Origin of the sequence: Ruthenibacterium intestinale, assembly GCF_040096265.1 — a bacterium.
Lineage (GTDB): Bacteria > Bacillota > Clostridia > Oscillospirales > Ruminococcaceae > Ruthenibacterium > Ruthenibacterium komagatae.
Genome location: NZ_JBBMFA010000090.1, coordinates 85,708 through 105,885, shown reverse-complemented (window position 1 = coordinate 105,885; position 20,178 = coordinate 85,708). Strand labels below are relative to the sequence as shown.

General features: G+C 51.6%; 23 protein-coding genes. 22 read left to right on the top strand and 1 reads right to left on the bottom strand.

Features of this window, described 5'->3' with window-relative positions:
• Window positions 1-93: 93 nt before the first annotated feature.
• The 22 genes from WMO24_RS08680 to WMO24_RS08575 all read left to right on the top strand — a co-directional run bounded on the left by WMO24_RS08680 (window position 94) and on the right by WMO24_RS08575 (window position 19,571).
• Window positions 94-2,394, top strand: a complete 2,301-nt coding sequence (locus tag WMO24_RS08680) for a vWA domain-containing protein (RefSeq protein WP_317322196.1) — start codon at window positions 94-96, stop codon at window positions 2,392-2,394.
• Between the two features lie 55 nt (window positions 2,395-2,449).
• Entirely contained in the window at window positions 2,450-3,001 is a 552-nt protein-coding gene (locus WMO24_RS08675) for a hypothetical protein (RefSeq protein ID WP_349215998.1), read from the top strand.
• 14 nt (window positions 3,002-3,015) lie between these two features.
• Window positions 3,016-3,648 (top strand): DUF1281 family ferredoxin-like fold protein, encoded by a 633-nt coding sequence (locus WMO24_RS08670; RefSeq protein WP_349215997.1) that lies wholly within the window; start codon window positions 3,016-3,018, stop codon window positions 3,646-3,648.
• Window positions 3,620-4,270, top strand: coding sequence for a hypothetical protein (locus WMO24_RS08665; protein ID WP_349215996.1), 651 nt, complete (start codon window positions 3,620-3,622; stop codon window positions 4,268-4,270). Before WMO24_RS08670 ends, WMO24_RS08665 begins: the two co-directional genes overlap by 29 nt.
• A gap of 258 nt (window positions 4,271-4,528) precedes the next feature.
• Window positions 4,529-5,671: a hypothetical protein gene (locus WMO24_RS08660; protein WP_317322181.1), complete on the top strand. Its 1,143-nt coding sequence runs from the start codon at window positions 4,529-4,531 to the stop codon at window positions 5,669-5,671.
• Window positions 5,671-6,711 carry a YqaJ viral recombinase family nuclease gene (locus tag WMO24_RS08655; protein WP_317322179.1) on the top strand — a complete coding sequence of 347 codons (1,041 nt, stop codon included), beginning with the start codon at window positions 5,671-5,673 and terminating at the stop codon, window positions 6,709-6,711. Before WMO24_RS08660 ends, WMO24_RS08655 begins: the two co-directional genes overlap by 1 nt.
• A 118-nt stretch (window positions 6,712-6,829) precedes the next feature.
• Complete coding sequence (locus tag WMO24_RS08650) at window positions 6,830-7,405, top strand: hypothetical protein (protein WP_349215994.1); 576 nt, start codon at window positions 6,830-6,832, stop codon at window positions 7,403-7,405.
• Window positions 7,398-9,614, top strand: a complete 2,217-nt coding sequence (gene recD2, locus WMO24_RS08645) for an SF1B family DNA helicase RecD2 (protein ID WP_349215993.1) — start codon at window positions 7,398-7,400, stop codon at window positions 9,612-9,614. Before WMO24_RS08650 ends, recD2 begins: the two co-directional genes overlap by 8 nt.
• The gene (locus WMO24_RS08640) at window positions 9,611-9,943 is read left to right on the top strand and encodes a hypothetical protein (protein ID WP_087289964.1); all 333 of its coding nucleotides are present in this window, start codon (window positions 9,611-9,613) and stop codon (window positions 9,941-9,943) included. Before recD2 ends, WMO24_RS08640 begins: the two co-directional genes overlap by 4 nt.
• Window positions 9,927-10,412 (top strand): hypothetical protein, encoded by a 486-nt coding sequence (locus WMO24_RS08635; RefSeq protein WP_087289962.1) that lies wholly within the window; start codon window positions 9,927-9,929, stop codon window positions 10,410-10,412. The genes WMO24_RS08640 and WMO24_RS08635 overlap by 17 nt, the downstream gene beginning before the upstream one ends.
• A gap of 14 nt (window positions 10,413-10,426) precedes the next feature.
• Window positions 10,427-11,155: a hypothetical protein gene (locus tag WMO24_RS08630; RefSeq protein ID WP_349215992.1), complete on the top strand. Its 729-nt coding sequence runs from the start codon at window positions 10,427-10,429 to the stop codon at window positions 11,153-11,155.
• A gap of 181 nt (window positions 11,156-11,336) precedes the next feature.
• Window positions 11,337-12,269 (top strand): DUF3854 domain-containing protein, encoded by a 933-nt coding sequence (locus WMO24_RS08625; protein WP_349215991.1) that lies wholly within the window; start codon window positions 11,337-11,339, stop codon window positions 12,267-12,269.
• A gap of 113 nt (window positions 12,270-12,382) precedes the next feature.
• Window positions 12,383-13,294: a ParM/StbA family protein gene (locus tag WMO24_RS08620; RefSeq protein ID WP_349215990.1), complete on the top strand. Its 912-nt coding sequence runs from the start codon at window positions 12,383-12,385 to the stop codon at window positions 13,292-13,294.
• A 19-nt stretch (window positions 13,295-13,313) separates the two neighbouring features.
• A complete protein-coding gene (locus WMO24_RS08615; RefSeq protein WP_349215989.1) occupies window positions 13,314-13,670 on the top strand; it encodes a hypothetical protein in 357 nt (118 codons plus the stop codon).
• A gap of 149 nt (window positions 13,671-13,819) precedes the next feature.
• Window positions 13,820-14,215, top strand: coding sequence for a helix-turn-helix domain-containing protein (locus WMO24_RS08610; protein ID WP_349215988.1), 396 nt, complete (start codon window positions 13,820-13,822; stop codon window positions 14,213-14,215).
• A gap of 283 nt (window positions 14,216-14,498) precedes the next feature.
• Window positions 14,499-14,906, top strand: coding sequence for an RNA polymerase sigma factor (locus tag WMO24_RS08605; RefSeq protein ID WP_349215987.1), 408 nt, complete (start codon window positions 14,499-14,501; stop codon window positions 14,904-14,906).
• A complete protein-coding gene (locus tag WMO24_RS08600) occupies window positions 14,903-15,094 on the top strand; it encodes a helix-turn-helix domain-containing protein (protein ID WP_349215986.1) in 192 nt (63 codons plus the stop codon). The genes WMO24_RS08605 and WMO24_RS08600 overlap by 4 nt, the downstream gene beginning before the upstream one ends.
• Window positions 15,095-15,501: 407 nt before the next feature.
• Window positions 15,502-15,708 (top strand): excisionase, encoded by a 207-nt coding sequence (locus tag WMO24_RS08595; RefSeq protein WP_087289948.1) that lies wholly within the window; start codon window positions 15,502-15,504, stop codon window positions 15,706-15,708.
• Window positions 15,709-15,815: 107 nt separating this feature from the next.
• Window positions 15,816-17,057 (top strand): tyrosine-type recombinase/integrase, encoded by a 1,242-nt coding sequence (locus WMO24_RS08590; RefSeq protein ID WP_287399315.1) that lies wholly within the window; start codon window positions 15,816-15,818, stop codon window positions 17,055-17,057.
• 96 nt (window positions 17,058-17,153) lie between these two features.
• On the top strand, window positions 17,154-18,266 hold the full coding sequence (ychF, locus tag WMO24_RS08585; protein WP_349215985.1) for a redox-regulated ATPase YchF: 1,113 nt from the start codon (window positions 17,154-17,156) through the stop codon (window positions 18,264-18,266).
• A 14-nt stretch (window positions 18,267-18,280) separates the two neighbouring features.
• Window positions 18,281-18,967 (top strand): 5'-methylthioadenosine/adenosylhomocysteine nucleosidase, encoded by a 687-nt coding sequence (locus WMO24_RS08580; protein ID WP_349215984.1) that lies wholly within the window; start codon window positions 18,281-18,283, stop codon window positions 18,965-18,967.
• Between the two features lie 112 nt (window positions 18,968-19,079).
• Window positions 19,080-19,571 carry an HDIG domain-containing metalloprotein gene (locus tag WMO24_RS08575; RefSeq protein WP_349215983.1) on the top strand — a complete coding sequence of 164 codons (492 nt, stop codon included), beginning with the start codon at window positions 19,080-19,082 and terminating at the stop codon, window positions 19,569-19,571.
• Window positions 19,572-19,656: 85 nt separating this feature from the next.
• Here the strand turns inward: WMO24_RS08575 and WMO24_RS08570 are convergent, their stop codons facing one another.
• Window positions 19,657-20,088 (bottom strand): hypothetical protein, encoded by a 432-nt coding sequence (locus WMO24_RS08570; RefSeq protein WP_349215982.1) that lies wholly within the window; start codon window positions 20,086-20,088, stop codon window positions 19,657-19,659.
• Between the last annotated feature and the right edge of the window lie 90 nt (window positions 20,089-20,178).

Sequence of the window (20,178 nt, the reverse complement as noted above, 5' to 3'; positions counted from 1 at the left end):
ACAGTATCTCCAACAGTATAGCATATAGACCTTGGAGAGGGTCTATAAACACTACTACTTTATAATACGAGGAGGTTCTACTCTTTGGCAAGAGTGAATCACAAGCGTGTCAAGCAGCTTCTCAATGAAAAGCGCAGCAAGATTACGGACCGGCAGTTTTTTACGTCCCGAATCCTGGCGCTCCATTTTGAAGATATGGCCATAGCTCAGACACGCCGCTACAAATATAATCGGCGCGTTCATGTGGATCTGATGTGGAAACCAAAAGAGGACATCATCGCACGCACCGATAACCTGACCATCAAGATCAATGCCGGACATCCGATTATCACCAAAAGTCGCGTCCGGACCGACCGCTACGATCTGGTCTGCGGGCTGTTTGCCCATGAGTTGGGGCACTGCCTCTACACGGACTTTTTGACAGCCCAAACCTACATGAATTTCCTGAAGGTCTACAAATGGTATCCGCAACCGCCTGTTTTGAAGACGGGGACGGATATTCGGAATGAGCAAGCTCTTTGGGAATACGCAAAGACCGAGCCTGAACACCTCAACATGTTGTGTTATCTGGCACATTATATCGAAAATATCCTGGAAGATGGATACATTGAAAGCCGGGTACTTACAAGGTTCACCGGGCGACTCGGTATTTGTCTTGATATTCTTCGAGAGAGGCAGTGGGCGGAAGGTCTTACCCTGACACAGCTCAAGGAGTATGAGGAAGATGGCGGGCACATTGCAATGTCGGTGCTGCAGTCCATTCTGTCGTATGTAAAATTTGGCCAAATCAAATATGGTGATGAACCCCTCAGTGATGAGCGGATTCAGGCTGTGTTTGAGCTCCTTCCTGAGCTGGACAGTGCGATCACGGACACCTCAGCGAAAAACCGATGGAGTGTCACAAATCAAATCCTGGTTCGATGCTGGCCTTACTGGCAAGACTACTTGGAGCACTGTGAAGAGCTTCAGAAAGAGGCCGCAGCCGCAGGCGGAGCCAGCTCCGCCGCAGAGACACTATCCGAAACGCTGCGCGCTTTGTCCGGCAGTTCTTCTACCGCAGAGGGAGCCACAGCGCCTGTTGCGGATTCGGAAGAAACATCTGAAGCATCGTGTTCGACACATCGAATGGCCACGCACGCTGATGCAGAGTCCGCAAGCGAAGAAGAGCCTGCGGATTCGGAAAAAGCAGAAACGGCAGACAATGGTTCCTCCGGTGACGCACCTGAAGAGACCTCGAAAGAGGAGTCAGAGTCTGCGGGATCGGCTGCAACGGAAACGGATGCGGAAAATGATTCCAATGAGATCGGGAGCCTTCCCGGGTCTGAAAAGCAGGCAGTCTCGGAAACCGAAACCGGAAGGATGTCTTATAGCAAGACTTCCCGGGTTTCGGAACCTGCCGGTGGTGAGTTTGAACGAAACGATGACTACCACCGGGAAGCTTATTCCGGCGCTGCATCTGACATCGAACGGATGCTGGATAAGATGGCTGAGAAAGCCGCTTGCTCCACTCTGGAAAATGAGCGGATCAGGGAGCTTAACGATGCTGCACAGGGAATTTCCTACGGTAACATCCACAGCGGAGTTCATGTCCGTGTGAATCGATTTGCCGAGGTTGACGACCAGCTGATCGAACAGTATGAGGCGATTTCCGGGCCGTTGCTTACAATCTCAAGGCAGTTGCAGAAAACTCTTCTGCAGCAGCTGAAGGATCGGCAGCGGGGCGCAAAACAGACCGGCCTGCTGATGGGTAGGCGCCTGGATTCACACACATTGCATCGCCAGGACGGAAAGGTCTTCTATAAAAACGCATTGCCAAGTGAAGCTCCGCAGCTTGCGGTTGCTTTATTGCTGGACGAGTCCGGGTCTATGTGCTCTTGTGATCGGTGTACTTACGCACGGGCAGCGGCGATTATTCTTTATGATTTCTGCTGCTCGCTTCATATCCCAGTCATCGTATATGGGCACTCCACCGGTTATCCCAGAGATGGCGGTGAAAGCGTGGAGCTTTATTCGTATGCGGAGTTTGATGCCATCGACCATGATGATAAGTATCGGCTTATGGATATCTCGGCACGCTCCAACAACCGCGACGGCGCTGCGCTGCGATTTGTCGCTGAACAACTAAGTCACCGTCCGGAAGAGGTTCGAATCCTCATCCTGGTATCCGATGGGCAGCCCGCAGCCGACGGTTATTACGGCAGCGCCGCTGAGGAAGATCTTCGCGGCATCAAGCAGGAATACCGGCGCAAAGGCATCCTTTTCATTGCCGCTGCCATCGGTGACGACAAACAAAACATCGAACGGATCTATGGTGATTCTTTTCTGGACATCACGGATCTCAATCAGTTGCCCGTAAAACTGACCGCTGTCGTAAAGCGGCACATCCGGGCATAACCATCAGGCGAGGGCGCTACGGCGCCCCCGCTCTTTTTGAAAGGAGCATTGTATTATGCATTATCTACATAGAATCCTCGTTTATATCCCCGACATTTGCAGTGTGGGCAAAAATTACCCGGGTGCAACCAAGCAGCAGATCCGGTCTTATGCAAAGTATCAGACAGAATGCTTTGAAGGCCATGCATTTGACTGGAGAGAGACCATGACTGCTGGGCGATGGGGCTATGAATACCCGGAAAATGTGCTTCTCGCAGCGGATAATCCGGAACGGTTTCAGAAGGAACTGCAAACGGCACAGTCCTTCCAGCAGGAAGCCCTGAACCAGGCTCTGAAATATCTGGAAGACAATGATTATCTGGATCTCAAAAAGCTGGCTGCTGCCGTGATGGAAGACGCCCAAGACTCGCCCAGCACCCAACACAGCCTTTCCATGGCCGCTTACTACCTGGGCTGTTTTGCGGATCTGATTAAGGGAACCTACTTCTACAACTCATTCTTTTATGATACGCACAGGAACACTTCACGCCTAAACAAACAGGTCTTTGAAGAGATCCAGGCAAATCCCCAGCTTTGGGCACTTGTCATCTTTGATTGCCATTATTAAGGGAGGTGACAGATATGCCGAACTGGTGTTGGAACACCTTGAAGGTGTCCGGAAAAGCAGAAGAATTGAAGAAATTTGTGCTTGAAACACAGGGGCTCCCAGCTTCCTACCCACCCCAAGAATGGGAAAAGGGGCTCGAACGGGTCACACCGACAGAAAAATTCTTTTGTTTCAACGCATTGGTGCCCACCCCGCAGGCAGTCCTGGATATGGGCTATGATGCACATGGCAAATTGCCTCAGAACATTTGGGACCTGCTCCGGCAGGGACATCCCGTCGAGAAAATCGATGGATATCATTGGAGTATCCAGAACTGGGGAACAAAGTGGGACGTATACTACGATCATATCTCCCCTGAAGAAATGGGGTGGACTGAGGGCTGTGAGACGATCGATTTTTCGTTTACTACGGCCTGGTCGCCGCCCCAGGGGTGGTTTGAAAAGATCATCCAGCTTTACCCTGAACTTGCGTTTGAACTTCACTATGAAGAACCCGGGTGCTTTTTTGCAGGCATCATGTATGGTAATAACGGTGCATTTTCAATAGATGAGTTTGATGATGCGCGTTGCAGTGAACTGTTTCAAGACATGTTCGATGTGGAAGAGGAAGAGGGTGAGAATGATGATCTTGCGCTATCCGGGAGCTGAGTACTCCCATGGCAGCGTAAAATATGCCATCGGTTCCACAGTTATGGCAACGAATCAGAGCCCCTATCAAGGGCTGCTCGGCACCATTGTCGAGATCCGCGATGGCCAAGACCGGGAAACCCAAAATGAAACACCTGACATCTATTGTTCCTTCGACACACCCGTGATCCCCGCTGAGATCGAAAAACTGGAAAAAGTGTTTTCAATTCTTCATGGAACCCCAAAAACGCTCCAGGATATCTCGCTTCAACGTGTGATCATGGCACCGGATATGATTCAGGTTCTCCACGATCAGACCGTACCATCCCCTCAAGCGGATATCTGGGTCCTGCTCGAAGACTGGGCCAATAACGGCGACTTCGGTTCATCGCTCAAGTTGTTCAGTGCCTATGCAGAAGCACGCCGCACAATGATTGACATGCTCCGCGAAGAACTGGATTGCGGTCTAATCATGAACATTCAATCGGAGTCACAATTTTCTGTGATGTCCGACGACAATTACTACGAAGCATGGATTGAAGGCGAATATACCTTTACGCATTATCGGCTTTCGCTGGAAAAGCTACCATTGTATCTCACCGAATCATTTCTCCAAAAGCTGGCCGGTACAGAAGCAAAATGACATGCTGGCCGCCAGAAGATGCTCTTCTCGTTTTATTTGACTGTTGGATAAAGCTCTGATATAATATCTGTATCAGTATCAGAGTTTTGGGAAACCGAAACACAGTTGATTCATGTTTCAAAGACGTCATTTGCTATAAGCAGATGGCGTCTTTTTTGTTTCCTGCCAACTTAATTTAGGCATAAGCCAGCAGTCCTTCGGGGGTGCTGGCTTTTGTTATATCCGCAGAATTCTGCAAAAAACGAAAGGAGCATTCTTATGCAAAACCAATGTCAAGACAACTTCTCCACCACATTCACCACCTATGGTGAAATGCAGCTCTATCATGAGCAGTTGGCGAAAGACAGCCAGTGGCAAAGATGCAAGGTCAGCGACCTGCATGTGGAGCCGCTGGACCGAAAATCGCCGCTGTTCAGCGATATGTCCGCATTCGCCCTGGGCACCAGTTCTGAAGCCGTTGCCGATACGGCAAAAAACCTTGGGCTGGCCATCTCTGTCGAAGGCCAGATGTATCCGGTGCGCGGCACCGCCTACAAAAGCCTGTTGGAACGCGCCAAGATCAGCGGTTCTGTACTTCCCAAACTTAGCCGTGAGAAATTGGCCCGTACCCTCAACGACTGCCTTGCACTGTTCTCGTCCGAAGCACTGATACTGATCCGTGACGAGAAAATCTCGGCAGCCCATTCCGGAGATCCGACTGACTATTCTGTCTTGCCGATCGACCAGCTCTTGAAAGCGCTGGAAAGCAAATTGGAATCCCGTTTCCCGGGCGCAGAATTTGAAACCGGGTATCGTGACCATGCCCTTACCAGCGCATCCTGGACATTGCCTGCGCAGAAGGAAGATCTCCTTGGCACATACGAGAAAATGCTGATTGCAACCGGGCGCGCAAAAATGGCTGCCAAACTGGTGCCGGGTATTCGGTTCCTGACATCGGATACCGGAGTCGCTTCGGCAAAAGTCTCGGCTCTGCTGATGGGCGCACAATATCCGATTCATATTGGCAGCTGCGTGGCAGTGGATCACCGGCGTCAAACCACCATCGCAGATTTCTCTGATGCATTGGATCAGCTTTTCGCTCAATTTGCAGACTCGGTTTCTCAGCTTCAGCGTCTGCTGGAAATCCACCTGGATTACCCCATCAATGCTATGACACGGGTGTGCAAAAAGCTGGCTCTTCCGAAAAAAGCATCGGTAGAGGCGATTGCCATGTACGAAATGGCATATGGTGGCGGTCCTGCGACGGCGCATGACGTGTTTATGGCCTTGCAGGAAATCCCCTGTATCCTCAAATCCTCCAATACTCCCGAAAGCAAAATGCTGTCGGTGGAGGAAAACTTGGCTCGCGCACTGACTCTGCGCTGGAGTGATTATGATCTGGCAAAGGCGGTGGATTACTGATGAGTCGAGCGATTCCACTGATTGATTGTGCCGGTATGAGCAATGAACGCTGGCTGGAGTGCCGGGCGCATGGCCCCAAAGGTGATATTCCCTATACGGTGGGCGGCAGTGATGTTGCTACCATCTTCGGGTTATCTCCCTGGACAACTCCGCTGGAGCTCTGGCTGATCAAAAAAGGCCGTATGAAGACACCGCAGAAATCCAATCCTGACCAGCTGATGATGGGACATCTTTTGGAGCCTATTGCCGCGTATTGGTACGCTCAAAAAACTGGCAATACGGTTTATGATGATACCTGCCTTTATCAGCATGCCGATCACCCGTATGCGCTTGCAAACATGGACCGCCGTTTCACGCGAGCCGTTGACGGCGCACCGGGTATTTTGGAGTGCAAGAGCTGCACCTACCATAAGGCAGAGGACTGGGCGGACGGCGCTATCCCGGGATATTACGAGCTGCAGCTGCGGTTCTATATGTCCTTTGACCCTGTAACCTACGGCGCCTTTTCGTGCTTGTGGGGCAACAATCCTGCCACCGACCTGGCGATTCCGGAAATTGAGCGGGATACCGTAAAGGAAGACATCATTTTTGAGAAACTGGATCGCTGGATCTGGAGCCTTGAACATGACAAACCGCCCAAGATGGATGAGGTCGCAAAGCCCAAGCTGGCGCTGGAAGCACTCGCTAAGATCTATGGTGCAAGCCAAGCTGGTCTGCCCACGATCGAGTTCCCGGCCAAGTTTGAACACCCGCTCCGGCGAATCGCCCTGCTTCAGGGGAAAGTTGCCGAATGCAAAGCAGAAATCGATACTTATGAAAAGGAGATTGAAGCACACAGCGTGCGAATTGCAGAGATCATGAAGGAGCATGAGCATGGGATTCTGAACACCACGACCGATAAGCTCCTGATTGATTTTATCACCCGAACCACCAGACGACCTGACTCGGCAAAACTCAAGGAAAAGTACCCCGCCGCTTATGCGGACGTGCTTAAAACCACCCAGAGCCGTAAAGTCAAGGTTCGCGTCGAGCCTGTATAACTGAAAATCACCAGCACAGAGAGGAGAGCTGCTTGTGAGAACCTTTTATACCCCTGTTGATCTACGCAGCCGCGCAGACATGACGGGGTTTCTGAAAAATCATTTTCGATACCACACAATGAACTCCTGGAATCGATCCACTTCCTACGCCTGCAATCTGAAAATCCACAGACTTGGTCTGGACGGAGAATGCGAAAGCAAGCTGTTCGATATGATCGATACCCAGGAGTTTTTCGATTTACGGCGGGCACTGCTCGATGAATTCGACCGTCAGCATAATTATCTGTGGCAGGCCGGTATGAATGGCCGCAGCAGCGGTTATCTGGTTCTCTACCAGGGCGAACTGAAGCCAAGTGGCTATCTGTCCTTCTGTACGGAGTGCGGACAAAAAAACTGTCGTCCTGCCACAGAAACAGACTGTGTCTGTGGGAGATGCGGCAATTCGACCCGTATCAATTTCCGGCGGCCGGATATGCAGGTCATATCATATTCTCTTCGCGGTACCGACATGGATGAGGAATTTGAAGACTGGGGACTCACCGAATTGCGTGAGCGTGTTCGGCTCGTCCAATCTCTGGACCAGCTTGCCGACCGCATGGTGGCTCAAGCGATCCATCTGTGCCGCTCATACGAAGTGGCCGAGAAAACTATTTTCGTGCCTAAAACTCAAAAGGTTTTGGTAAGCCATGCCTGAGAAGGGAGGAAAACAATTGCTTTGCCAATTCAAACGGCTGATTTATCCCCGCAGCATCCCTGCGGGGAACAGCAGCTACATGATTGCGGTGTATAAGCCCTGTGAGGCCATCCAGGACTCTCTCGGTAATCTCTTGTCGGAATTTAAGGCTGTGGGCTACTGTTTGCCCACAGCCGAGAATCTCCGATACAACATGAAAGGTCATTGGAGCCGCAGCGCCAAGCACGGGGTACAGTTTGAAGTCGATACCTACGATGAGGTGATTGCACCGACCAAGGCAGGCATCATCGCATACCTGACCTCTGGTCAGATTAAAGGGATCGGGCCTAAAACAGCAGAAAAAATCTATTCGTTGTTCGGCACAAACACCCTGCAGATTCTTGACTCCGACCCGGAACGGCTTTTGGAAGTACCGGGAATCAGTTCTGCCAAGCTGAAAAAAATCAGCGATTCCTATCTGGCATCCCGTGGCGCCCGCGATGTAGTCGCCTTTCTGGCGCCTCACGGCATCACACCAAACCGGGCCGTAAAACTCTATCGCCAGTACGGAGATGACACGATGAATATCGTGCGGAATCATCCGTATCAGTTGTGTGAGATGGCCGGGATCGGATTTCGCACAGCTGACAAGATTGCCATGAGCATGGGATTTGACAAGCTTTCCCCTGAGCGGGTCGATGAAGGGCTTCTCTTCACACTGACCGAATCGGAAACACGCGGAAATCTGTGTATGGAAAAGCACGATTTTATTCGTCAGAGCTTGAAGCTGTTGGAAACTGCTGAGCTTACCGAGCAGATGGCCGCTGCACGAGCTGCTCGACTGCTTCATGACCGCAAAATAGTCACTTACCATGGTTGGGTCTACAGGCCGCGGGCAGAAGAAACTGAACGGCGGTTGGCCGAGCGAATCTTCAGCTTGCAAACGAACTATCGTTACCGTGACGCTGAGGTGTTGGAAAGCGAAATTGAGGGCATTGAAGTAAAGTTGAGGCTTAGCTTAAATGAAGAACAGCGTACTGCCGTGGCAACCGCAGTAAGGGAGCCGCTCACTATCATCACGGGAGGCCCTGGAACCGGTAAGACGCTGACGGAACGAGCTCTGCTTGCACTCTATCGGACACGGCATCCGACCGGTCGTGTTGTGTGCTGTGCGCCGACTGGGCGCGCTGCACGACGCATGGAAGAATCAACGGGGATGCCCGCTACCACCATCCACAGAGCCTTGGGCCTGCTTGCTGGTGAAGACGGAAACTATTGTGAACCGGAAGCTCTGGAAGCAGATCTGGTACTTGTGGATGAGGTTTCCATGATGGACATCTATCTTGCAGAACACCTTCTGAGAGCCGTTCCAAGGGGGTGCCAGCTGGTTTTCATCGGTGATGCGGACCAGTTACCCTCGGTGGGTCCGGGAGCCGTTTTGAGCGAAATGATTGGATGTGGCGTTATTCCCGTAATCCGACTCCAGAAGATCTACCGTCAGAGTCGTGGCAGCAGGATCGCTACCAATGCAAGCCTGATACGAAACGGGAACCTGAGCCTTGAATATGGCTCGGATTTCCGGTTTGTCGAATCATCGGATTTGGTAAACTCTGCCGACCAGATCGAACGCATTTACCTTGAGGAAGCTGAGCGATGTGGTGTGGACAATGTTGCCCTGCTAACCCCGTTCCGGCAGAAAACTGAAACCGGTGTAACCGCGTTGAATGAACGGCTGCGTGACAAAATCAATCCGCCTAGCTCCGAAAAGATTGAAGCTGTATTCGGGAAACGGTGCTTCCGCAAGGGCGATAAGGTCATGCAGATCAAAAACTATGAGGATATCAGTAATGGAGATATCGGTTATGTGGTACAGATACGCAAGGATGGAAGCGATGCGTTCCTGACAGTGGATTTTGGCGATGGGCGCGTAGTGGAGTATGAAAACAACGATTTGGATATGCTCACACATGCCTATGCAACTACGATTCACAAATCGCAGGGTGCGGAATACCAGTCCGTTATTATCAACCTGCAATGCGCCCACGCGGTCATGCTGGTTCGCCCGCTGATCTATACCGCGATCACTCGCGCAAAAGAACGAGTGATCCTCGTGGGTGAGCGGCGGGCACTCTGCATCGCTATCAACCGAACCGATACCGAGCGACGCGGCACTAATCTAGCAGACCGCATCCAAGCTCTGGCTGAACTACAGAAAGAAGGGACGAAATGAAAAAATTTATTCTGAAAACCCCGTTGGGTGATAACTTGACCGGCGGACTCTATGCGGAGCCTGCCCGCCGCTTCATCGAGATCTACAATCTGGACCCGGACTATGGTTGGGAACCCTGGACGACAGCCACGGTCAACATCAATGGTCTTTCGGGAGATGAAGTGGCGATCAAGAACTACTCGGAGAACGAGGGAATTCTGGATCTCCTGATTGGACTTGGTGTCATCGAACCGCCGCACCGACGTGTAGCAAGCGGGTTCGTCATGATTGACATCTGCAATATGAATCGCTCCAAACTTGAGGAGTATTCCTATGGGGCAGACACTTGATAACAAAGGAGATGGCGACATGGCCACATGGCTGAATGACTACAAAGCGTACAAAGAAGCCCTTTCCCATGAATTTGAGGGTGGGGCTGTTGCAATCGGCAAAGTGCTCCAGTATCAGGAGCTGCTGTATCGTATCGATGTTCTGGAGACTTGCCAGATGCTGTGCAAAACGGCGCCGGTCACCATGGATATGAAGAGTCTGGTGGCGCACTACCAACTGGTGGATGCCTATGTGCAGAGCCTTTCCAAAGAGCGGCGCATCGGGATTCCCCCCGACGAAAAGCTGAAGGCAAGCCGACAAACATCTGCCGCTGCGCTCGAAAGTACAGTTGCAGATTGCCGGAAGCGTTTTTCCAGTTTCAGGGCCGAAAACGAACAGATGTATAAGCGCAGTATCAGTACTTTGCTGAATACTGTGCTGCCCGTCTGGCTGCAGCTTCGTAACACATATACCCCCATTACCAAATAAGGAGGAGACTTGAAATGAGCCAAAACAACCCCAGTGATAAAAGTGCGATTCTGGAGAGCCTTAATTCGATCAACCAGGTCGAGGGATTCGACCCCATGCTCTTTGCCGTAGAATATACGGATATGGCCACGGGTAAATCGCGCAAGAAAATCCCGGTTCTGATCCAAATCGCATGGTTTCGGATGGTCTATCCCAAAGGCCGGATCGCTACAACTATTACCCCTTGTAAGGATGGGTTTGTTGCCTCAGCCCGCATTTATGCAGACTATAACGATGGCCCTGATTGTTACCTGGCGGATGCGACTGCATCCCGGGGATATGATCAGACGAAACCTTCTATCTCGCCGCGTGAGTGGGCACAGACAGCGGCCATCGGAATTGCTCTGCGCAATGCCGGGTTCGGCGTTCAATTCGGACTCACCGCAGATGATTATGAAGGACCTGTTCTGAATGAACTTCCTGACCCTGTCTCTGATGGTGATGATACCGCTGCGCCTGTTACCGATGAGCCTTCCGAAAAGGAACCGGAAGTTGAACCGGAACTCACAGAGGAACAAAAACTCCAATTGGCGTTACGGCAGCCCTGTCCGATTACGAAGTACAGCGGCAAAACTCTCGGTGACCTGCAGACTCTTGACCCGAAAGCGTTGTCCTGGATTGCCAACAAATTTACTGGCAACCCGGAAATTTCTGCTGCAGCAAAACGCATCTGTGAATATGCCCTGCAGGAGACCTCCGCATAATAAAATAGCGGGGGCGGCAGAATTGCCGCCCCCCCAGAAAGGAGGCGGCATGGGCTTGATACACATGCAAGACATCCTCCCGCTCATCGGTGTGCCATTGCCACCACCCGGAAGGAGCAGCTATAACATTCCATGCCCCTGTTGCGACGAAAATCCTCGGAAGCGACATCTGAACATCAACTTGAAAAAGGATGTTTTTCGCTGTCCGAGATGTGGTTTTTCGGGGGGTGTGTTTGATCTCTATGCCCACTATGAAGGAATACCGAGGGCAGCCGTGCGGGATGCACTGCTGACGCGGCTTGATGTGCGCGGAGATATTGAACATTACCGCCCGTCAAGAGACAGAGAACCCGTCACCGAAGAGTGTCCTCTTACAGACATAGACTCACGGAACGCAACCTATCAGGCACTTCTGTCCCAGCTGACCCTTGCTTCGGATCATCGTGCAAATCTGTTGTCAAGGGGACTATCACCAGACGAAATCGAGCGACTCAACTACAAAACTACCCCTGTTATCGGGATGAGCACCATTGCGAAAAAACTGCTTGCTGATGGACACTATCTGACTGGCGTTCCAGGTTTTTACCGCAAAGCCGGAGAGTGGACTTTTATCTCCGAATGGCGCGGTATCCTGATTCCCGTTCGCGATATACAAGGACGGATTCAGGGGCTTCAGATCCGCAGAGACAATGTTACCAGACGCAAGTTTCGCTGGGTGTCAAGTGTTGAGGAGCCAGATGGATGTAAGGCAGAAAGTTGGGCACATCTGGCAGGGACACCACAAGAAATGGTTATCCTCACAGAAGGCCCCATGAAAGCTGATATTATCCATGCGCTGACTGGCAAAACAATCATTGCCATCGCTGGCGTCAATGCTCTTTCGCAACTTGAGCGAATGCTGTTGCAGCTGCGCCAGAGTGGAACGAAGAAAATCATGACAGCGTTTGATATGGATTTCTTATCAAATCCTCATGTAGAAAGAGGATACAAAAACCTGACACAGATGTTGACGGCCATGGGGTTTAGCTATGGGACTTATATTTGGGACCCGACCTATAAAGGGCTCGACGACTATGTGTGGCAGTACTGTCTGGGCAATGGCTCAGCAAAGTGATCAAGAAGAAAAGGCGGAGAAATCCGTCTTTTCTTTTTGCAAAAACGCATTTCGTTGCAAATGCGTTTTTATAGCCGTGTAATAAATTATCAAAAATTCTGGAGGTACATTTTATGCTTATCGCAATCGACCATGGCAACTATGCTATCAAAACCCCCCGGTTCTCTTTTGTAGCCGGGCTTTCGGAACACGCGACCAAACCGCCGCTCGCCGATGAAATGATTGAATACGGAGGAAGTTACTGGACTCTTTCCGGGCGACGGCTTCCTTACATGCGAGATAAGACTCGCGATAATCGGCATTTCATCCTTTCCCTGTTTGCCATTGCCAAAGAACTGGTGAACGCAGGCTGTACGAGCGGGATGGAGAAAGTGGATCTCGCAGTCGGGCTTCCGCCTGAGCACTACAAGCTCCGTGACCGGTTTGCTCAGTATTTCAAGCGGGCAGAACCGGTGTCGTTCAATTATAACGACCATCCCATGAGTGTGTCGATCCAGCATGTGTTTGTGTATCCGCAGGCTTATGCTGCGGTTATTCCTCAGAGCAGTCAGCTCCTGAAAACACTGCGCATGTTTGTGGTTGATATCGGAGGCATTACGACCGATGTGTTGCTGTTGCGCAATGGTAAACCAGATCTCCAGGTTTGCCGAAGTCTAGAGAGTGGCGTGATTACCATGAACAATGACATCATCGGAAAGATCAGTGCTGAGCATGACATGAAAATTGAAGATGAGCATATCAGCGCTGTTCTGCTTGGACGGGAAACCATCTTGCCCGACTGTGTCAAGAAAACGATCCGTGAGTGTGCACAGATGCATGCCAACGGCATTCTCGACCAGCTTCGCGAGCTCCAGGTGGATCTGCGCACCAACCCGGTTATCTTTATTGGCGGCGGCAGCGCCCTGTTCCGCCCGTTGCTGGAGCATTCTCCGTTGATTGCGCAGGCGAGTTTTGTCAGTGATCCCAAGGCAAATGCTATTGGTTATGAAATGCTGGCCACGCAGCAGCTGAGCCGGCTGACCTGATCAAAGCTGGGGTGTTGATATGATAACCGGCAGTGGATATCGTTTCTCCCTGCAGTTTGGTGCTGATACGGAAAGCAAGATCCGCATCGGTGAGCTGCTTGAAAAACTGGGGAATAAAAAGAGTGCTCTCATTGTTCCGGCACTCATAGAGTATTTGGAGAAACATCCTGAACTGGAAACCGAATCACTTCGAATCAAAATCGAAGAAAAGAGCCAGCTGCGCAGAGAACAACTTGAGGACATGATCCGAACCATTGTGCTGGAACAACTTCAATCTCGTTCGCCCCTTCCTGTGGCAGAGAATCCGGCAGAAAAGCCGGATTCTCTGCAGCAGGATATTGCAGCCATGCTGGACAATCTCGATTTTTTTCAGTAATACTCTTGTCCCTATATGGACAAAGCAGTTGTCATGCTCTTTTTCAGCTATAAAAAGCAATATCATAATTATGGTGTGACTATCGGAATTATGGTTTCTTCCTGAACTGCGGATCTTTAGATACAATTAGAATACAAGGGAGTGGGTGAATGGATTATAAATTGCTGGGAAAAAACATCCGCAAATACAGAAAACAGAAAGGTTTGCGTCAGGAAGAATTGGCTGAAATGGTCGGCTGCACTAGTAGTCACATCGGACATATCGAAAACGCTCGCGGTATTCCGAGTCTAGAAATGACGGTAAATATTGCAAATGCTCTTTCTGTCAGTGTTGACCAGCTCCTTATCGAATCTATGGATTGGCCCGAGACCATTTATCTCCGTGACATAGAGTCTCGATTGAGAAAATTCCCGACACCACTAAAAGAAGTAGCATGTGAGTTGCTTGACGATTTCATGCATCTGCTTGAGCGATCGCTGCTACGAGAAGTAATAAACTCAGAGCATCATCAGTGGCCTGCAAAGAGGGATAAACATGGATTCTGAAGCACACTTATAAAACAGGTTTATTTGAAAGTCTGTCAAAAAAGTGTGCACAATCCAAACTCTTTGCGAAGGCATATTTGTGGTGCCAAATTACCAATACAAATGATAGCCGTACTACTAATTTCTGTAGTACGGCTATTTTTTATGCTCATCCTGAAGGAGGTGATACCCGTGCACATCTGAAATGGATCGTTTGCTTTACAGGTGCTTATACACCAACCATAAGCGCATGCCGTCTTGGTGTGCCACCCAGGCTGCTGGGATGGCATGACCAGGAGGCATAATGATGGACACTGACAAAAATGAAGAGCGGGACGAACTGCGAGGGCGCTTTACTCGGTTCATGGAAATTTGCGTCCGTAACGCGCGCTTCAATTACTGCAAAATGCTTTCCCGTGAAATCCCAACGATTTCTATCGAGGATGTTCCTGAGCATATTTTAGTCGAAGAACATCCGCCGGAATACAAAAGCGGGCGTGATTTTGACTTTGAAGAAGAAAAACTATCGGAAGCTTTTAGAACACTTCCTCTGATGAAAAGAAGGATACTGACGATGCTATTCGTTGAGCAGCTATCACCCCAAGAAATTGCCTCTCACTTGAATTGTTCCGTTCAGTATGTCTATAACCAACGGTCCTTGGCTCTCAAATCGCTGCGCCGTATCATAGCGGACAGAGGTGATGATGCATGAATGCAAATGAATTTCGAGCACTTCTTCAACTGGCCATTTCCGGTGAGCGTACTGCCATAGAGGCACTTATTTCCCTATACATGCCACTGATCAACCGATACAGCGTAATTGACGGAAAATTTGATGATGACTGTCGGCAGTACATCCTGCTGCATATCGTGATGAGTTTGAAGAAGTTTGTAATCTGATAGCTGGGGCCGCCTCATTTCAAGGGGCGGCTTTCTTTTATAAAAAAATTTGGTAGATACAGTAGAAATGGCATTTTTCGATTGTTCTTACATTGTGAAGGCACCCCAGCACCTTGAAAAGAGAATAAAAAGAGCTTCCTATAACTTCCCCTTCTGAATAGCGGCCCATCTGCCCGGCAAGCAGCTCTGGTGCACTGATATATGGATTGCTACCATATAACGCGAGGACGCAGAAGGTAATAATGGTACTTCCGGTCTGGACGCATCACCGCATCGACCGGCTCGGCATAAGAATGCGGGAAACATTGGTTTATGGATCTGCTAGCTACAGATCATAGGATAGCTATAAATTTGAAATCATTTCATATACGCGATCTGTTTCTTACCTAAATACAAGAGGTGTAACTATGGATAATTCCTGTGAAAAAGTACCGATTCATCTGAAAGTGACCTTGACCATTCGAGAAGCCGCTGAATACAGTAACATCGGCATCAATAAAATCGACCAACTCCTGCGGCAGCCAAACTGCCCGTTCGTGCTTTATGTTGGCGCGAAAAGACTGGTCAAGAGAAAAGAATTCGAGGAGTATCTGAATAAGATGCTAACCATATAAAAGAGCAGTCGGAGCGCCCGCTGTACCTTGAGAAAAAGTACTCATTGTGGTATAATTTAGCGTGTTGCACTGGCTCTTTTTCTGCAATTGGAAAAGGGGTCAATATTATGGGCAAAAATCTGAAAGGCAAAGAATGCGGAAAAGGCATTTGCCAGCGAAAGGATGGTCAATACTACGCAAGGTTTGTAAACAGGAGTGGAAAACGCCAGGATGGCTATTTCGCCACCCTCCCAGAAGCACGGAATTGGTTGGAGGATGCCCGCTATCAAGATAAGCACGGAAAGGTGCTTACCTCCCCGGACATGACGGTAACTGAGTGGTTTCAGTTTTGGCAAGCAGAACTCCTGCAGGGCCTTTCCCCCAATACCAAGCGCAATTACAGAGATCGCTTTGAACTCAACATCAAACCCATCATTGGTGATATGCGGCTGGTCGATGTAAAGCCCATGCACTGCAAAATCGTGTTGAATCGCATGGAGGCAAAATATGCCGGTTCCACGATCCGGCAGGCATATATCGCCATGGGCAGTATGTTCAAATCGGCCAAGATGAACCAAATGATTGATTCCCACCCGATGGATGGAGTGCGATACACAAAACCCGTGCGGGCCGTGGATGATATCCACTATCTTACGGTTGAAGAACAGGAGAAATTTTTAGACGCTGCCCGAAGCTCTCACAATTTCTACCAATACGCACTCATTCTGGAAACTGGCCTACGCACAGGCGAGATGATTGGGTTGACCTGGGACGCCATCGACTGGGAAAAACGGACTCTAACAGTCAATAAAACGCTTGAGTTCAGGCACAATCAAAAAGATTGGCGAGCCGGGCCACCTAAAACCGTGTCCAGCTATCGAACCATCCCTTTGACCACCCGTGCATACGATATTCTGAAAGCCGTCTATGCCACCCGGGATTTCCGCAAGCAATCGCCGATGTTATCCCAGACTTTAACTTACATTGATCGGCGAACCGGGAAGGAAATGACATTTTTCTTGGGAGATCTGGTTTTTCTGAATTATCGAACTGGCGAACCTTCAAAAAACAGCAGTTATGATACCCACCTCTATAAACTCTGCGATGAGAACGGAATTGAACGATTCTGCATGCACGCTCTTCGCCATACCTATGCCACCCGGGCTATCGAGCGCGGGATGCCGCCCAAGACACTCCAGAAACTTTTGGGCCATGCAAGCATCAAGACTACCATGGATCGGTATGTTCATGTAACGGATGAATCCCTGGTAGCAGGTGTCCGGCAATTTGAGCAAGGTCAGCAGACAATTACCCCCTCAGAACAGGGTGAGAGGAATGGAAACAGCAAAAACCCTGACAGCGCGGCCTAAAAAAGCGAAAAATGGTGTAAAAATGGTGTAGAAACACTCGCCAGAAAATCGCAAAACCGCGTAACTAAGCCAAAAATTAAGGAGATAGATCGAACTATGAAATTAGGTATCGTGGGCCTTCCAAACGTAGGCAAAAGCACCCTGTTCAACGCCATCACCAGCACAAAAAACGCGGCGGCGGCCAACTATCCGTTCTGCACCATCGACCCCAACACCGGCATTGTGCCTGTGCCGGACGCCCGGCTGGACAAGCTGGCGGAGATTTGGGATACCAATAAAAAAACGCCCGCCATTGTGGAGTTCGTGGACATTGCGGGCCTTGTGAAGGGCGCGTCCCAGGGCGAGGGCCTGGGCAACAAGTTCCTGGGCAACATCCGGGAGTGCGACGCCATCGTCCATGTGGTGCGCTGCTTTGACGGCACCGACATCGTGCACGTGGAGGGCAGCGTGGACCCCCTGCGGGACATTGAGACCATCGACACGGAGCTGATCCTCAGCGACCTGGAAGTGGTGTCGAACCGGGCCGCCCGCTTTGCCAAAGCCGCCAAGACCGGCGACAAAAAGGCCGCCGCTTCCGCCGCCTGGCTGAACGCGCTGGCCGAGCATCTGGGCCAGGGCAAAAACGCCCGCACCTTTGCCTTTGACGACAGCGACGACGACCAGGCCCTGCAGCTGCGGGAGATGGGCCTTTTGACGGCAAAGCCCGTGATCTACGCCGCCAACATGAGCGAAGACGATTTGATGAGCGGCATGGAGGACAACCCCCACTACCAGACGGTGAAGAAGCTGGCCGCGGAAGAGGGCGCCGAGTGCATTCCCATCTGCGCCAAGACCGAAGAGGACATTGCCGACTACACCCCCAAGGAGAAAAAAGAGTTTCTGGCGGAGATGGGCATCGAGGCCACGGGCCTGGACAACCTGATCAAGGCCAGCTACAGCCTGCTGGGGCTCATCAGCTTTTTGACCGACGGCAAGAAGGAGTGCCGCGCCTGGACCATTCGCCGGGGCACCAAAGCGCCCCAGGCCGCGGGCAAGATCCACTCGGATTTCGAGCGCGGATTCATCCGGGCGTCGGTGGTGAAGTACGACGATCTGGCCGCCTGTGACTTCAGCATGGCCAACGTGAAGGCCAAGGGCCTGCAGCGCACCGAGGGCAAGGAGTACGTGGTACAGGACGGCGACATCATCGAATTTTTGTTCAACGTATAACGGAGGGCGCGAACATGGAGAAGATCGGCCTTTTGGGCGCCATGCCCCAGGAAATCGAACTGCTGTGCCGCCGGCTGAATGACCGCAGCCAGCGGGAGTGCGGCGGCATCACGTTCTACGAGGGCACGCTGGACGGGCGGCCCGTGGCGCTGTGCTGCGCGGGCATGGGCAAGGCCCAGGCGGCGGCCGCGGTGCAGCTGCTGGTGACGGTGTTCGGCGCCACGGCCATTGTGTTTTCGGGCATTGCCGGAAACATGTCCACCCGGGTGGGCATCGGGGACGTGGTCATCGGCGGAACGGTGGTCTATCACGACGGTGAACCCCGGATGTTTGCGGAGAGCTATCCGCATCTGGAAGAATTTCATTCGGACGCGCGCCTGGTGCGGGCGGCTGAGCGCGCCTGTGCCAAGGCCGGCGTAAAGTGCCTGGTGGGCCGCATTGCCACCGGCGACTGCTTTGTGGGCGACAGCGTTACCAAGAACGCCATTGCGGCCAAGTGCGCCCCGGACTGCGTGGAGATGGAAGGCGCGGCCGTGGCACACATTGCGGCCAAAAACGACGTGCCGTTCGTCATTCTGCGCGCCATGAGCGACAACGCCGACGAGGACGCGTTCCAGACGCTGGTGGTCAAGCAGTTTGACGTGGGCGAGTACTGCGACCGGGCGGCCCACATCTGCGCCGCGCTGATCGAGAACCTGTAAAATTCTCGAAAACCAACATTTTCATGTTGTATTTTTTTTGTGAAAAGTCGTATGATGGAATCGGAGCGGGGATTTTCCTGCTCCGATTTTTCCGGAAAGGACGGAGTTGCCAATGTGGCAGGCAGAAAACCGCGCCCTGTTCGCCCAATGTCTGGACGGGCTGGCCGCGGACCCTTATGTGAGGCAGATGGAGCCCATTCAGCAGCACGCTCAGGGCGTCAGCTGCTATGACCATTGTCTGTTTGTTTCGTACCTGGCGTTCAGCCTGTGCCGGATCACCGGCCTGGACTACCGGGTGGCGGCCCGGGGCGGCATGCTGCATGATCTGTACTTACAGAACTGGGCGCAGACCAACGTAAACCGGCTGCGCCGGCTGTGGCTTCATCCGCACATGGCCCTGGCCAACGCGCGCCGCTTTGGGCTGAGCCCCAAGGAGGAGAACATCATCCAGAGCCATATGTGGCCCGTGGGCCGCACGCTGCCCCGAAGTTGGGAGAGCGTGATGGTCAACCTGGCCGACAAGGCCGCCGCAACGGTGGAGATGCTGCATCTGGTGCGTCTGCTGGGCGTACAGAGAAATCTGGAGCTGCTGAAGCAGGCGTAAACATTCGGATCAACAAAACAAAAAGGGGCCGGTCCGGCATTCTGCCGGGCCGGCCCCTTCGTATTGGGAGCGTTTTTACTATTCGTTATAAAAATTGTTTTAATTCCCCAAGGTATTCATTCTCCGCATGCTGCAGGCGCTGGGCCAGCGCCACCGCACCGGGGTTTGCGTCCGGGTTTGATTTGATGGCTTTGGTCATATCGGTCACGCCCATCTGCGCGCCCTGAATGAGCATGTCCGCCAGCTTCTGCGAAGAGGGGTCGGCCATGGTCTTCATGGCAATGCCCATGTGCGCGCCCCACTTGGTCAGCTTGCTCTGGGTTTTGGCGGCCTGCCCTTCCACCGCCAGCATGGCGTGCGCCCGCCGGGCCACGTCCTCATAGGTGGCCAGTTCCTTGTGAAGATGGTCCTTCATCTGGTTTTCCTTGGCCACGCTCAGCAGCTGATGGGCTGTTGTGCGGCCCACCTCCGCGTTTTTCACCACCTGATTCAGCAGGTCAATGGTCTGTTCTTCCATGAAAACATCTCCTTTCCATACACTTTTCCTTATTCTTCCCGCAAACCGGGCGGATATCCCTTGCGAAGGAAACCATATATTGTTATGATG